The organism is Bacillus sp. NPDC093026, assembly GCF_044754665.1.
GTDB classification, from domain to species: Bacteria; Bacillota; Bacilli; order Bacillales; family Bacillaceae; genus Bacillus; species Bacillus maqinnsis.
Window position 1 is genome coordinate 65,371 of sequence record NZ_JBIVPN010000003.1, and the last position, 15,039, is coordinate 80,409.

Annotated in this window: 17 protein-coding genes; 15 read left to right on the forward strand and 2 right to left on the reverse strand. The window is 40.1% G+C overall.

Going from position 1 to position 15,039, the window contains the following annotated elements; translation table 11 throughout:
• Positions 1–11 precede the first annotated feature (11 nt).
• The 9 genes from ACIQCE_RS09285 to pstB (ACIQCE_RS09325) all read left to right on the forward strand — a co-directional run bounded on the left by ACIQCE_RS09285 (position 12) and on the right by pstB (ACIQCE_RS09325) (position 9,613).
• Complete coding sequence (locus ACIQCE_RS09285; protein ID WP_400494560.1) at positions 12–497, forward strand: DUF456 domain-containing protein; 486 nt, start codon at positions 12–14, stop codon at positions 495–497.
• Positions 498–679: 182 nt separating this feature from the next.
• Positions 680–1,288: a superoxide dismutase SodA gene (sodA, locus tag ACIQCE_RS09290; RefSeq protein ID WP_353855228.1), complete on the forward strand. Its 609-nt coding sequence runs from the start codon at positions 680–682 to the stop codon at positions 1,286–1,288.
• Between the two features lie 124 nt (positions 1,289–1,412).
• The gene (locus ACIQCE_RS09295) at positions 1,413–2,699 is read left to right on the forward strand and encodes an MFS transporter (protein ID WP_400494561.1); all 1,287 of its coding nucleotides are present in this window, start codon (positions 1,413–1,415) and stop codon (positions 2,697–2,699) included.
• 120 nt (positions 2,700–2,819) lie between these two features.
• Positions 2,820–4,955, forward strand: coding sequence for a peptidoglycan D,D-transpeptidase FtsI family protein (locus tag ACIQCE_RS09300; RefSeq protein ID WP_353855230.1), 2,136 nt, complete (start codon positions 2,820–2,822; stop codon positions 4,953–4,955).
• 214 nt (positions 4,956–5,169) lie between these two features.
• Positions 5,170–6,087, forward strand: coding sequence for a phosphate ABC transporter substrate-binding protein (locus ACIQCE_RS09305; protein WP_400494562.1), 918 nt, complete (start codon positions 5,170–5,172; stop codon positions 6,085–6,087).
• 79 nt (positions 6,088–6,166) lie between these two features.
• Positions 6,167–7,093 (forward strand): phosphate ABC transporter permease subunit PstC, encoded by a 927-nt coding sequence (gene pstC, locus ACIQCE_RS09310; RefSeq protein ID WP_353855232.1) that lies wholly within the window; start codon positions 6,167–6,169, stop codon positions 7,091–7,093.
• Positions 7,093–7,977 carry a phosphate ABC transporter permease PstA gene (gene pstA / locus ACIQCE_RS09315; RefSeq protein WP_400494563.1) on the forward strand — a complete coding sequence of 295 codons (885 nt, stop codon included), beginning with the start codon at positions 7,093–7,095 and terminating at the stop codon, positions 7,975–7,977. The genes pstC and pstA overlap by 1 nt, the downstream gene beginning before the upstream one ends.
• A gap of 23 nt (positions 7,978–8,000) precedes the next feature.
• Positions 8,001–8,813: a phosphate ABC transporter ATP-binding protein PstB gene (pstB, locus tag ACIQCE_RS09320; protein ID WP_400494564.1), complete on the forward strand. Its 813-nt coding sequence runs from the start codon at positions 8,001–8,003 to the stop codon at positions 8,811–8,813.
• Positions 8,814–8,827: 14 nt separating this feature from the next.
• Positions 8,828–9,613 carry a phosphate ABC transporter ATP-binding protein PstB gene (gene pstB / locus ACIQCE_RS09325; protein WP_400494565.1) on the forward strand — a complete coding sequence of 262 codons (786 nt, stop codon included), beginning with the start codon at positions 8,828–8,830 and terminating at the stop codon, positions 9,611–9,613.
• A 41-nt stretch (positions 9,614–9,654) separates the two neighbouring features.
• On the opposite strand, the gene ACIQCE_RS09330 is transcribed toward pstB (ACIQCE_RS09325), so the two are convergent.
• Both ACIQCE_RS09330 and ACIQCE_RS09335 read right to left on the reverse strand, forming a co-directional pair.
• Positions 9,655–10,152 (reverse strand): endolytic transglycosylase MltG, encoded by a 498-nt coding sequence (locus ACIQCE_RS09330; RefSeq protein ID WP_400494566.1) that lies wholly within the window; start codon positions 10,150–10,152, stop codon positions 9,655–9,657.
• A complete protein-coding gene (locus ACIQCE_RS09335; protein WP_353856503.1) occupies positions 10,149–10,496 on the reverse strand; it encodes a hypothetical protein in 348 nt (115 codons plus the stop codon). Before ACIQCE_RS09335 ends, ACIQCE_RS09330 begins: the two co-directional genes overlap by 4 nt.
• A 439-nt stretch (positions 10,497–10,935) precedes the next feature.
• Here ACIQCE_RS09335 and rpmG point away from each other — a divergent pair, with 439 nt between their 5' ends.
• The 6 genes from rpmG to ACIQCE_RS09365 all read left to right on the forward strand — a co-directional run bounded on the left by rpmG (position 10,936) and on the right by ACIQCE_RS09365 (position 14,948).
• Positions 10,936–11,085: a 50S ribosomal protein L33 gene (gene rpmG / locus ACIQCE_RS09340; protein ID WP_008360061.1), complete on the forward strand. Its 150-nt coding sequence runs from the start codon at positions 10,936–10,938 to the stop codon at positions 11,083–11,085.
• A gap of 50 nt (positions 11,086–11,135) precedes the next feature.
• Positions 11,136–11,708 carry a 5-formyltetrahydrofolate cyclo-ligase gene (locus tag ACIQCE_RS09345; RefSeq protein WP_400494567.1) on the forward strand — a complete coding sequence of 191 codons (573 nt, stop codon included), beginning with the start codon at positions 11,136–11,138 and terminating at the stop codon, positions 11,706–11,708.
• Positions 11,709–11,918: 210 nt separating this feature from the next.
• Positions 11,919–12,092, forward strand: coding sequence for a hypothetical protein (locus ACIQCE_RS09350; RefSeq protein ID WP_400494568.1), 174 nt, complete (start codon positions 11,919–11,921; stop codon positions 12,090–12,092).
• 86 nt (positions 12,093–12,178) lie between these two features.
• Positions 12,179–13,708 (forward strand): rhomboid family intramembrane serine protease, encoded by a 1,530-nt coding sequence (locus tag ACIQCE_RS09355; protein ID WP_400494569.1) that lies wholly within the window; start codon positions 12,179–12,181, stop codon positions 13,706–13,708.
• A 69-nt stretch (positions 13,709–13,777) separates the two neighbouring features.
• The gene (locus ACIQCE_RS09360; protein ID WP_400494973.1) at positions 13,778–13,981 is read left to right on the forward strand and encodes a YqgQ family protein; all 204 of its coding nucleotides are present in this window, start codon (positions 13,778–13,780) and stop codon (positions 13,979–13,981) included.
• A 13-nt stretch (positions 13,982–13,994) separates the two neighbouring features.
• The gene (locus tag ACIQCE_RS09365; RefSeq protein WP_400494570.1) at positions 13,995–14,948 is read left to right on the forward strand and encodes an ROK family glucokinase; all 954 of its coding nucleotides are present in this window, start codon (positions 13,995–13,997) and stop codon (positions 14,946–14,948) included.
• The last annotated feature ends 91 nt before the right edge of the window (positions 14,949–15,039 follow it).

Here is a 15,039-nt window from a genome sequence, read left to right on the forward strand (position 1 = left end):
GCGGACTTTACTTGGACGTGTTGTATTGGATTCTGATTGGTTGTGCATTTACCGTTGCGTTTGTTGGACTTGTCTATCCAATTATCCCTAGTGTTGTCTTTATTGTACTTGGTTTTATGCTCTATGGTGTCTTTTTCAGCTTTGAACCATTAACACTGACATTTTGGCTTATTCAAGCCATGTTTACGGCAGTGTTATTTGGAGCTGATTATGTATCGAACCTGATTGGAGTCAAACGATTTGGCGGTAGTAAAGCGGCCATTTGGGGAAGTACAATTGGTCTTTTAGTAGGTCCATTTATCATTCCGATTGCAGGGATGATCATTGGCCCTTTTATCGGCAGTGTACTTGCAGAGCTTCTTGTTCATCAAAAAGATTTGAAGACGAGCGTGAAAGTAGGGTTTGGCTCATTACTTGGGTTTGTATCAGGCGTATTTGCTAAAGGATTGATTCAAGCACTTATGCTGGGCATCTTTTTGTTTTATGTGCGTGGGTAAATTCAGGAAAGGTGTTTAAAACTCTTTTTGAAGGGCTAAATACAAAATAATGACTGAAATGTTTCATATGATGAGCATTAACGTTGAAACAAGCGTTTTCTTTTGATACTCTTTGAGTAGGGTGAATTGCTTGCTTACAAAGGAAGCATTTCAGTACATATATTCTAAGGAGGAATTTAACCATGGCTTTTAAACTTCCAGAATTACCATATGCTTACGATGCATTAGAACCACATATCGACAAGGAAACAATGACCATTCACCACACGAAACACCATAACACATACGTAACAAACTTAAACAAAGCAATCGAAGGGGTATCAGCTCTTGAAGATAAGTCAATTGAAGAGCTAGTGGCAAACTTGAATTCTGTGCCTGAAAACATTCGTACAGCAGTACGTAACAATGGCGGAGGACATGCAAACCACTCATTATTCTGGACGATACTTTCACCAAACGGTGGTGGCGCACCAACTGGTGAACTTGCAGATGCCATCGAAAAAGAATTAGGTGGATTTGAAAAATTCAAATCAGACTTCGCTGCTGCAGCTGCAGGGCGCTTTGGTTCTGGTTGGGCATGGCTTGTTGTAAACAATGGCAAACTTGAAATCACAAGCACTCCAAACCAAGATTCTCCTTTAACTGAAGGAAAAACACCGATTCTAGGACTTGACGTTTGGGAGCATGCTTATTACCTCAACTATCAAAACCGTCGTCCTGATTACATTTCTGCTTTCTGGAATGTTGTGAACTGGGATGAAGTAGCTCGCCTATATAGCGAAGCTAAATAATTATATACTTCATGTAAAAAGATCTGCTCACGATTGAGCGGGTCTTTTTATATTTTCTCTCCTTTTTTTACATATCTGCCCTTTGATGAGACAGACTATTGTGTAGAAAAGGAGAATGAATTTTATGAGCAGATTAAAGAAAATGTTTGGGGATATGGATGTCACAAGAGATTTATTACTCCTACTTTCGATTGGTGGGTTATATGCGCTTGCCATTGCGCTTTCGAATACGTTTGTGAATGTGTACTTATGGAAACAATCCGGACGATTTACGGATCTTGCGATTTATAACTTGGCAATTGTCGTTCTTCAACCCATTACCTTTTTATTTGCTGGAAAGCTAGCCAAAAAAATAGATCGGGCGTTCGTCCTTCGTTTTGGTGTGATCTTCTTAGCAGCTTTTTACTTAATTGTTCTATTAGCAGGAGAACAAGCAGCCACGCGGCTTGTCTTATTAGGAAGTGTACTTGGGATTGGCTATGGCTTTTACTGGCTTGCTTTTAACGTACTGACCTTTGAGATCACAGAACCTGAAACAAGAGACTTCTTTAATGGTTTTTTAGGAGTTCTTACATCTACCGCTGGCATGATCGGTCCACTGATCGCTGGCATTGTCATATCTCAATTAGCGAATGATACAGGCTATACGGTCATTTTTACCTTATCGCTCATTTTGTTTTCATTAGCGGTCGTGATGAGTTTTTTTCTCAAGAGAAGACAATCAAAAGGGAAGTTTATGATCAAACAAATTTGGAGAGAACGACATGTAGACGTGAATTGGCGTAAGATTACAACTGCTCACTTTTTTCAGGGATTAAGAGAAGGGGTCTTTGTCTTTTTAATTAGTGTCTTTGTGTTTATAGCGACAAATAGCGAGCTTGCTCTCGGAACATTTGGTCTAGTGAATTCAGGTGTCGCCTTTTTTGCTTACTTTTTTGCAACGCGTTTAATTAAGAAAAAGTGGCGGAAAAAAGCCATCATGCTTGGAGGGCTCATTTTATATGGTGCACTTTTTCTCATTGTTTTTCACTTGTCCTATGTATCGCTTCTGATGTATGCGGTGGCGATTGCAATTGGTTACCCCTTGTTACTCGTTCCGTATGTATCTTTAACATATGATGTCATCGGACATGCGAGGTATGCAAGGAAAGCCCGTATTGAATACATTGTGGTAAGAGAATTATTTTTAAATGCTGGGCGTATTTGTTCCATTGTCCTGTTTCTCTTATCTGTCACTCTGCTGGGCAATGAGCTCGGAATTCCTGCATCACTTGTAGTGCTAGGAGCAGGGCACACACTCATTTATTATTTTATAAAAGATATTCATTTAAAAGAAAAAATAACTGACATAAATGAGGCTGACGGTCAAAAGCCTCTATCTCACACGAATCTTATTAAGGGAGAAAGGTAAAATTTCTTACCATTGGAACATCAAATTTCTAGATAAAAAATAGAAAAACCGCTAAAATGATATGGCACCTTTTATACATAAAAGGGGTGCCATTTCTTTCTTGATAGAAAAGGTGATGTGATGAGGAACAAGAAAAACAAAAAAGACGCAAAGGAAGGGCGCAAAACACTTCCGATCCGGCTCAATTTATTATTTTTAGCTGCGTTTATTATTTTTACCGGTGTTGTTGTCAGACTCGGTTTTGTGCAGATTGTCAATGGAGAAGATTATAAAAAACAGGCTGAAAAGCAAGAGGATGTCAGTGTCAGCTCATCTGCTCCTCGAGGGAAAATTTATGATCGAAACTATAACACGATCGTCAGCAATAAAGCGCTAAATGCCATTACATACACGAGAACCTCGACAACCTCACAAGAAGAGCGTCTCAAAGTGGCAAAAAAGTTGGCGAATATGATTCATGTCAGTACGAAAAAAATTACGGATCGTGATAAAAAAGACTTTTGGATATTAATTCACCCGAATCAGGCGAAAAAGCTTGTTGAAAAGGAAGCGAAACTAAAAGGTGACGATAAATTGTCTGATGACAAGCTATATGAACTTCAGTTAAAGCGAATCACAGACAAGGAATTAAATCAACTTACTAAAAAAGATTTGCAAGTGCTTGCGATCAAAAGGCAGATGGATGCAGGTTATGCATTAACGCCTCAGTTCATTAAAAATGAAGATGTGAAGCCAAGTGAAATTGCTTACGTTTCTGAGCATTTGGACGAGCTACCAGGTGTTGATGTCACAACAGACTGGACACGTAGTTATCCTTATAAAGGACTGCTTCGTAGTATGCTCGGTAGCGTTTCCTCAAGTGATGAAGGTCTCCCGCAATCACTGCTTGAACATTATCTCTCACTAGGTTACAGCCGAAATGACCGTGTGGGTAAGAGCTATCTCGAATATCAGTATGAAGATGTGTTGCAAGGTCAAAAGGAAAAAGAACAGAGTACAACAGATAAAGAAGGCAATGTCACAAGCACTAAAGTATTAACAGAGGGAAAAAGCGGAAAAGACCTAGTGTTGACCATTGACATTGAGCTACAAAAAGCTGTTGAAAAAATCATTGAAAAGAACTTGAAAAGTGCGAAACAAAGAGGCGGAACGGGGCTTCTTGATCGTGCGTTTGTTGTCATGATGGACCCGAGAAATGGAGAGGTTCTTTCCATTGCGGGTAAACAGATTACAAGCAAAAATGGCAAGTACAAATTTGATGACTATGCGTTAGGTACGATGACGTCTTCTTATGCGATGGGATCAGCTGTAAAGGGTGCAACTGTACTGACAGGATATAAAACAGGCGCGATTCATATTGGAAGTACTCAATATGATGAACCACTATATATCGCACAGTCACCGCCAAAGAAATCTTATCAAAATATGGGACTCATCAATGACTTAACGGCACTAGAGCGTTCGTCGAACGTGTATATGTTTAAAACAGCCATTGCCATTGGTAAAGGGGAATATCGTAAGAATCAGCCTCTTCCAATTGATACGAAAGCATTTGATACGTTCCGCTACAATTTCAGTAAATTTGGTCTTGGGGTAAAAACAGGCATTAATCTTCCAAACGAAGCGACTGGCTATAGAGGAACATCTACACAATCAGGTCTCTTACTTGACTATGCAATTGGACAATATGACACGTTTACACCGCTACAAATGGCGCAATATGTCTCGACCATTGCAAATGGTGGTTACCGTTTACGTCCGCAGCTTGTCAAGGAAGTCAGAGAACCAGATCCGCAGCGTGGCATTGGAGCTGTGACTGAATCAGTCAAGCCGGATGTATTAAACAAGCTCGATATGACAAGTGACGAAATCAAGCGTGTGCAGCAAGGGTTCAAGCTTGTCATGCAAAACCCAAAAGGGACAGCATATTCCAACTTCGGTAACAAAAAATACAATCCAGCTGGAAAAACAGGAACCGCTCAATCATTTTATGACGGACCAATTAAAAGTAAGCGAGGCACACCGACGTACAATACAACACTTGTTGCGTATGCGCCTGCTGACAATCCAGAAGTGGCTATTTCTGTCGTTGTGCCGTGGGTGTATCAAGACTACAATCAGCGCTATCCCATCACAAATGATATCGGTGAACAAGTACTAGATAAATACTTTGAGCTGAAATCGAAACAGGAAAGCGATGACACACAAGCGAAAAACAAAGATAAAATTGAAAACGAAGCAGAAACAAATAACTAGATCTAAACTAGGAAAAAACGCTCACTTTTTGTGGGCGTTTTTTTATGTTTTCTTCAAATTTTTCGTTATAAATTGACAAAAATCATACAAAACTCCGCATTCTCTCTACAAAACTCCGACATTTACAAAACCTTAACATTCCATTTAAACGAAATTAATAAAGAACCTTTAATGTATTACTCGTAGGACAAATTATTCAGGGGGTATTCTTGAAATGAAAAAGAACAAATTATGGCTGCTTACTTTCCTTACAATCGCAATGTTAGCATTCGTCACAGCATGCGGAAACAGCAGCTCAAGCAGTGATTCAAAAGACAGTAAAGGAAATGCTTCAAGTAAAGAAGAGGCATCAGGTTCCATTACCATCTCAGGATCATCTGCAATGCAGCCTTTAGTTCTTGCGGCAGCAGAAAAATTTATGGATAAACATCCAAAAGCCGATATTCAAGTACAAGCAGGCGGTTCAGGAACAGGGCTTTCTCAAGTGTCAGAAGGATCTGTACAAATTGGTAACTCAGATGTATTCGCCGAAGAGAAAGACGGAATCGACGCAAAAGCTTTAAAAGACCACAAAGTCGCAGTTGTTGGAATGGCAGCAGCTGTTAACCCTGAAGTTGGTGTCAAAGACATCACAAAGGACGAATTGAAAAAAATCTTTACTGGTAAAATCAAAAACTGGAAAGAGCTTGGCGGGAAAGATCAAAAAATCACACTTGTGAATAGACCTGATTCATCAGGAACTCGTGCAACATTTGTGAAATATGCACTTGACGGTGCTACACCTGCAGAAGGAATTACAGAAGAATCTTCAAATAATGTGAAGAAAATCATCGCAGAAACACCTGGTGCCATCGGATATCTAGCATTCTCTTATTTAACAGATGACAAGATTACACCGCTTAACATTGATGGTGTGAAGCCGGATGAAAGCAATGTGGAGAGCGGTAAATATAAAATTTGGGCATACGAGCACTCTTATACTAAAGGTGAGCCAACAGGTCTAGCAAAACAATTCTTAGATTACTTAATGAGCGATGAAGTACAAAAACAAATCGTAAAAGACCAAGGCTACATCTCAGTCTCTGATATGAAAGTAGAAAGAGACGCAAAAGGTAAACAAACAGAAAAGTAAAAGGGCTTGAATTGATGATGAAGGAAAAGTGGAGCTTTTCACTTTTCCTTTTATGACATTCATAGGAGAGTAGAAAAGGATGAAACAGATAGAACATACAGAAGCGAGCGATCGGTTGATCAGCTCGAAGAAAAATAGGCACATGGATGAAGTAAGAGGAAGTCTTTTGGTGAAGTTCTGCGCCTTCTTAATGATTGCAGTATCGATCGCTATTACAATCTTCCTTGGCATTAAGGGTTTGCAATCTTTCATCATTAATGGTGTAAGCCCAATTGAGTTCTTAACTAGTATCAATTGGAACCCAACAGCAGAGAACCCGCAGTATGGAGCATTTCCATTTATCTTTGGCTCTATTGCAGTCACGCTTCTATCAGCACTCATTGCAGCACCACTAGGCATCGCAGGCGCAATCTTTATGACAGAAATTGCACCCGCGTGGGGTCGTAAAATTCTCCAGCCGGTGATTGAATTGCTTGTAGGGATTCCATCCGTTGTTTACGGATTCATAGGTCTTACAGTATTGGTGCCGTTTATTGGACATTTCAAGTCAAGTGGCTCAGGGCACAGCGTTTTAGCAGGAACGATTGTCCTATCTATTATGATTTTGCCAACCATTACATCGATTGCCACTGATGCAATGGCTTCACTGCCAAAAAGTTTAAGGGAAGGGTCGTATGCATTAGGTGCAACAAGATGGCAAACGATTAGACGTGTTCTTGTTCCAGCGGCCTTTCCAACATTGATGACAGCAGTCGTGCTTGGAATGGCGAGAGCATTTGGGGAAGCACTAGCAGTTCAGATGGTCATTGGGAACACGCGTAACTTACCAGAGAGCATGATGGACACAGCTGGTACTTTAACAACGATTATTACGTTAAACATGGGTCACACAACGTATGGAAGTGTTGAAAATAATACACTTTGGTCAATGGGACTTGTCCTTCTAGTTGTATCATTTATGTTCATACTCATTATCAGATACTTGTCCTCTAGGAGGAAAATCTAATGAATAGTAAAATGACTGATCGTTTTGCCACGTTGATCTTTGGATTATGTGCCGCCATTATTACGGCGATTCTTGTTGGTTTGTTTTCTTACATTATTATCAACGGTGCAAAAGAATTAAATATTGATTTCCTGACAACTCGTTCAAGTGCGATTGGTTCTGGCGGAGGGATTCGTGATCAGCTATTTAACTCATTTTACATCTTGGTTATCACGATGCTAATCACAGTGCCGCTTGGTGTTGGTGGCGGTGTCTATATGGCAGAATATGCACCTCAAAATAAAGTGACCGATTTTATTCGTACATGTATTGAGGTTCTGTCGTCACTGCCATCTATTGTCATTGGAATGTTTGGTTTGCTGTTGTTTGTTAATTTAACAGGTTGGGGTTATACGATCATTGGGGGAGCTCTTGCACTAACCGTCTTTAACTTACCAGTGATGGTGAGGGTTACAGAGGATGCACTTCGTTCAGTGCCGCAAGACCAAAAGGAAGCATCACTTGCGCTAGGTGTGACGAAGTGGCATACCGTCAAGACCGTTCTTATTCCTGGAGCGATTCCTTCTATTATCACTGGCGCTATTTTAGCATCTGGAAGAGTTTTTGGTGAGGCGGCTGCACTTCTTTTTACAGCAGGTCTGACAACGCCCCGACTTGATTTTACGAACTGGAGTCCTTTTTCAGATACATCACCACTCAATATTTTTAGACCGGCAGAAACACTTGCTGTTCATATATGGAGTGTGAATACACAAGGCATTATTCCAGATGCAGAGGCCATTGCCAATGGTGCATCGTCAGTGCTTGTGCTGTCTGTACTAATCTTTAACTTATTAGCTAGATGGCTTGGTTCATTTATTCATAAGAAGCTTACGTCAAAATAAATGGAGAGAGGTGTGAAGGGGATATGGTTCAAATGCTCGCAGAAAAAAAAGAGATTGCAGCAAAAAAGGCTCCACTTCAAGCGGAACACATTTTACAGGTGCAGGATTTAAGCATTTATTATGGTAAGAAAAAAGCGGTGAATCAGATTTCATTTGAGATTGAAAAGAACGCCATCACTGCATTAATCGGACCATCAGGTTGTGGGAAATCAACGTTTTTACGTAGCATCAACCGGATGAACGACCTCATTCCAGGGGCAAGAAGTGAAGGGGCGATCATGTACGAAGGGTTAAATATTCTGGATGAACGCATAAATGTGGTGAACTTAAGGAGAGAAATCGGGATGGTGTTTCAAAAACCAAACCCATTTCCTAAATCAATCTACAATAACATTACCCATGCATTAAAATATGCTGGTGAAAAAAGAAAATCAGTGCTTGATGATGCTGTGGAGGAAAGCTTAACAAAAGCCGCATTATGGGATGAAGTGAAAGATCGTTTGCACCGTTCTGCATTATCACTATCAGGCGGTCAGCAGCAACGTCTATGTATTGCACGGACTCTTGCGATGAAGCCTAGTGTGCTTCTATTAGATGAACCAGCTTCTGCTCTTGATCCAATCTCAAATGCAAAGATTGAAGAGCTTTTAACAGAATTGAAAAATGAATATTCGATCGTTATTGTGACACACAACATGCAGCAGGCTTTACGTGTGTCTGATCATACTGCCTTTTTCCTTAATGGTGATCTAGTGGAATATGATGTTACAGAAAATATCTTTACACGTCCAAAACAGCAAAAAACAGAAGACTATATCAATGGTAGATTTGGATAAGGCGGGTGAGTTTGATGAATGCAGCAGTTGCAACTGAACCAGTAGCAAAAGAGGTTTTTCGCGTCAGTGATATGAACCTTTGGTATGGTCAGCATCATGCACTAAAACATATTGACTTAACCATCAGGGAGCATGAAGTTACAGCCATTATTGGTCCTTCAGGTTGCGGGAAGTCGACTTTTATTAAAACATTAAACCTCATGGTCAAGACAGTGCCAGGTGTGAAAATCACAGGTGAGATGATGTATAACGGTCGAAATATTTTAAAAGGCCGTGTAGATTTAGTCGATTTACGTAAAAACGTAGGAATGGTGTTCCAAAAGGGGAATCCTTTTCCGCAATCTATCTTCGATAATGTTGTATATGGCCCAAGAATCCATGGAGTCAAGAGCAAACAGCAGTTGAAAGAGATAGCTGAGAAGGCACTTCGGGATGTCGCACTTTGGGATGAAGTGAAAGATCGTCTAAGTGCTCCTGCATTAGGTCTTTCTGGTGGACAGCAGCAGCGTCTATGTATCGCAAGAGCGATTGCCACAAGCCCAGACATCTTATTAATGGATGAACCGACGTCGGCGCTCGATCCTGTTTCGACATTAAAGATTGAAGAATTGATTATGAAACTCAAGGAGAAGTATACAATCGCTATTGTCACGCACAATATGCAGCAGGCGGCAAGGGTTTCAGATCGAACAGCCTTTTTCTTCATGGGAGAGCTTGTTGAGGTCAATGACACGAATGTGATGTTCTCAGAGCCTAACGATCAAAGAACAAATGATTATATATCTGGACGATTTGGGTAAAAAATCCCCTGGCGGCATTGACCTCCAGGGGATTTCTGTTGTTATTTTGTTAAGGCTTTAACAATTTGTTTGAACGTCATACCTGTTTTTAAATTGAATTTGCCTGCTCGAATTTCTTTATGATAGCCTGCGTCAATCACATAATCATTAAAATCTTTAGACGAGTTAATGATTCCCTCTTTTTCAAGCATGTCTGAAACATCACTTGTGCTCATGCCATTTTTAATCACGACTTTAATGGATTTGCCTTTTTGCTTGTCCGCTGTTTGGTCACTCTTTGCATCACCGTCTTCACTTGCTTTCAGCGCTTTTTCTTTATAATCAAGAAGCTGCTGATAGGTATCACGGCTTACAGATACTTCTTTTTTTGAATCTAAATAGCTTTTTACGTCAGCTTCTGTGACTTTAGCTGCGAGTGTTTCTTTTGTTGTCATGTCCGCTTCTGCTTCATCTTTTCCAGTAAGGAAAAATACGATTGCAAGAACACCTGTTGCAAGGATCATACCTGCTGCAAAAGTTTGGATGCTTTTTTTCGTCATACAAGCACCTTCTCGTTATCTTTAATGATCATGTTGACATCTTCTACAGATACATGCTCTGCCTTGGCAATCGCCTCAGGCGACATGCCATTTTGATGTTTAGAAATAATCTGTCTCGCAATGGATGGATCAATTTCTGATTGTTTGCGGACAACAATATTTGTTTCAAGCAATTCTTCTTCAAGGACCTTCATTTTCTTTTTCAGTTTATAGATTTCTTGCATTGCAGATAGTTGAAGTGTTTCAAGTTCCTGCTCTACTTCTTTAATCGGCTCTCTTTGAAAATATGAGAATGCGATCAGTATGATACTGACAACAAGCAATCCGATAATTGCAATTTCCATCATTCATCACCTTTTATTCATATTTTAATGCTGAAAGCCAAAAAAGGCTCACATGATTGTTTCAGACAGATTTCGACCCTTCTTTTTTATACCATAAAAAAGCTCGTTTCAAAAGGAATTGCTGAAGAAAATCACCTTTTTTTCATCATTTTTCTTTTTATATGTAAAACGAGTATGAAAATCTTGCTTGCTGTCAAAATAAAAGAAGCCTGACGGATTAAAAAAGGCTGTGGATAGAAGAGGGATTCTCATGTATACAGTACGACAAAAAATGAGGTTTTATAGGGGAGCTGACGATCTTTCATCAAATGAAAGATTATTGCTATAAGGGGAAGGTCGAAAATTGAAATTGATGAAAAAACATTCTAGCATTCCTAGGCTAGAAGTGGTATTATAGTTAGGTCTGAATGTGAATTGATTTTAGTTTGGAGGGAAAAACATGCGCGTCAATATTACTCTAGCTTGCACTGAATGCGGTGAGCGTAACTATATTACTAAAAAGAATAAGCGAAACAATCCAGATCGCGTTGAATTCAAAAAGTATTGCTCACGTGATAAAAAACAAACTTTACATCGTGAAACAAAGTAAGCAGCAGGGGGATTTTCCTGCTGTTTTTTTCATAATGGGAGATGATCAGTGTGAAAAAAGAGCTGAGGCTTCAAACATTAGCAATGCTTGACCAACTGAGTTCTGAGGAGTTTGAGCGTAAAACGGCGTCTCTTTATAAGCATTTGTTTCAATTAACGGCATGGAATCAGGCAAAGACTATCGGTCTGACCATGTCAAGAGGACGAGAAGTGCCAACAGGTCCTCTGATCGAAACGGCTTGGCAGGAGGGAAAAACAGTTTGTGTGCCGACTTGTTTCCCAGCAAATAAGCAAATGACGTTTTATAAGTATACGCCGCAAACAAAGATGAATTCCAGCTATTTTGGACTAATGGAACCAGATCCAAGTGCCTCAACTGCTGTCGACAAGACAGCGATTGATTTAATGATCGTACCTGGCGTATGTTTTGATCAAAAAGGCTATCGCATAGGTTATGGAGGCGGTTACTATGACCGCTATTTACTTGATTATCAAGGCGTGACGCTCGCTATCTGCCTTTCTGTCCAACAAGTTGAACATGTCCCGATTGAAGACCACGATATTCCAGTGTCACTCATTGTCAGTGAAAAAGGCGCACATGTTACAACGTTATATAAAAAGTAATTCAGTCCACTTCTTGTACATGAAGAGCGGGCTTTTTACGTGGAGATGGGATAGATCAGCCTTTTTGTGCCATAGAACATTCAAAACAATGAAATGTTGCAGATCGGTTCTCAATGAATGATACATAGTCATATTCAATCCTTAAAATAGTATGTTTCATGCATAAACAAATCCTATTTAAGCCACGATACGAACATAGGAGGGAATGACATGAATAAAATGATTTGGAGCATTGTGTTCACACTGTTTGCGCTCGTAGTTGTACAAAACCGCTATAGACTGATGAATTTGGTCTTAGGCCAAGATCAGGTGCGGCATTTTTTAATTAAATCGTTGATGAAAATTCCATATTTCCGGACGAAATTTATTCGCCAAGCATTCTAATCCCGCAAAAGCCGGGATTTTTTTGTTCAGAAATGCGTGTGAGAAAGATTCTTGTTATAATAATGTAAAAAATGGAGCGCGGATAAATGAATGCATTAGATAGTTTATTTTGGCGAGTAGTTGATGAATTAAGAGAACAAGGATATGAGATGATCCAAAGTCCTTATCCTGAGGAAGAGATTTTTTTTGAAGCGCCACGAAACACAGGATACGATCTCATTCGTCTATATAGAAAAGATGTGAACTTTAGACAGGAGATTGTTCGTGATATACAAGAGCAGTCGCACCGAATGAATCAACTGAGAGAATCGATGCGTAAGCGGTCTCTCCATCTTTTGCAACTTCAGTTCACCTCTGAATACCCAGTAGATGATTGGCAAGATTTAAATGGTCAGCCGCGTAAAGACCATAAGGTAACGATTACCCCAGTTTTACTGGATGAGACCATATTGAAACATGATGTAAATGAGCTGAAGAAATGGTTAAATACTTCACTTTCAATTGATGTAGACCAAGCGAATAAAGATACAGATGAAGATGTGATGCGCCTCAAAATGGAGGTACTTCAAGCGTTTGAAGTACAACAAAAACAGCGTGAACAAGAACTGGCTGTTTTTCAAAATGGCAGACCGATATTCACTTACATGTTCATTGCGATTCAAGTCGTCATGTTTCTGCTGCTTGAGCTATCGGGAGGGAGTACAAATACGGCAACATTGACAGCGTTTGGTGCTAAAAATAATGTGCTTATCTTAGATGGTGAATGGTGGCGTCTCATCACACCTATGTTTTTGCACATTGGTCTCACGCATTTGCTGTTTAATACATTTGCCCTCTGGTCTGTTGGAGCGGCAGTTGAGAAAATCTATGGTTCAGGAAGATTTTTGATCATCTACTTGATCTCTGGCATATTTGGTACAATTGCTAGTTTTGTGTTTAACACGGCGATTGCTGCTGGTGCATCAGGAGCAATCTTTGGCTGTTTAGGGGCTTTGCTATATTTAACGATCTCTAACCGTCAGCTTTTCTTTCGCACGATGGGAACGAACATCATTGTCATTATTCTGATCAATTTGGGAATAGGTTTCACCGTATCAGGGATTGATAATGCTGGACACCTTGGGGGGCTAATTGGCGGATTTTTGGCTGCTTTAGCTGTTCGTCTGCCTAAACAGGCTCATCCTGTCAAAATGGTTCTTGCCAGCGTACTTCTTGTGTTGATTGGTGCTTTTGGGTTTTATACAGGACTTCATTCTGATGATCAAAAGGAGGTAGCCGCAACAAGTGAAGCAGCCAGTTTATTTGATCAGAAGAACTATCGTGAGGCAAGTAAACAGCTTTCACAATATGTAGATCAAAAGAACGCATCCGCCGAAGCACTTCATCTTTATGCACTGTCTGAAGCACAGCTTGGTCATCTTGAAAGGGCCATACATTACTTGGAAAAGTCGCTTGAAAAAGATCCCAATGAACCTAATAAACTGTATCATTTGTCATTATTGTACGTAGAAGCAGGAGATGCAAAAAATGCAGAAGATCAGATTGAAGAGGCTCTAAAACAAGACCCTCACAATAAGCAATTCCTAAAACTAAAACAATATATTGAAACACGTTGAATAACTTGACTGAAAGCGGATTTATGAATACGCTTATCCTATCTCTTTATTAAAGAAATGGTGAAGATGATGAAAACGTTATATGATGTACAGCAACTGCTCAAGAGATTTGGAAATTATGTATATTTCGGAGACCGTGAAGTGGAATTAGAGTTTATGGCTGATGAATTGAAGGAAATGTACACAAATGGAATCATTGACCGTACAGAATGGTCTAGTGCAATGACAGTCCTTCAAATGGAACTGGCTAAATTGAATAGTAGAACAATGTGAAGGTGGTTGGCTTATGACAGGGGATTGGTTTGTAGGTGTTGATCTTGGGGGGACTACCATTAAGCTTGCGTTTATCAATGTCTATGGTGAAATTCAGCATAAGTGGGAAATCCCTACGGATAAAACTGGGCAGACAATCACAGTGGATATTGCAAAATCGATTGATCATAAACTCATTGAGATCAGTATGCCGAAATCATCCCTCATCGGCATAGGAATGGGAGCACCTGGTCCAGTAGATAAAGTATCAGGAATTGTCTATAAAACAACGAATCTTGGCTGGACAAACTATCCCTTGAAAGACCATTTGGAGGCGGAAACTGGATTACCATCTGTCATTGAAAATGATGCCAATATTGCCGCACTCGGTGAAATGTGGAAAGGTGCTGGAGATGGAGCCAAAAATATTTTGATGGTCACGTTAGGCACTGGCGTCGGTGGTGGTATTATTGTGAACGGAGAAGTCGTTCAAGGTGAAACGGGTGCTGGCGGAGAAATTGGACATATATGCGCAGTGCCATTTCAGGGAGCGCCGTGTAATTGCGGGAGAACAGGTTGTATAGAAACCATTGCATCTGCAACCGGTATTGTGAGGCTCGCAAAGGAAATGTTAGAAACAAACCAGCATATGTCTTCACTTAGTTCATTCTCCTCGCTGACAGCAAAGGATGTGTTTGAGGCGGCAAATAGGGGGGATGACCTTGCAATGCGTGTCGTTGATGAAGTAACGGCACATCTTGGTCTTGTACTAGCTAATCTAGCCAGTGCCTTAAACCCAACGAAAATCGTTATCGGCGGCGGTGTATCTAAAGCAGGAGAGCTTCTCCGCAGTAAAGTAGAGCGCGTAGTGAAACATCATGCATTTCCTCCTTGTGCAGAGGATGTCGAGGTGGTCATTGCATCACTTGGTAATGATGCAGGAGTCATTGGTGGTGCATGGATGGCAAAAAACAAATGGCTGTCTTGAATGAAAATGTCAAAATGATGTCATTTTTTAAAAAAAGCGATTGATCGGCATTAAAATGAATGTTTAGCATATTCATAAGTTTGTCACGGGG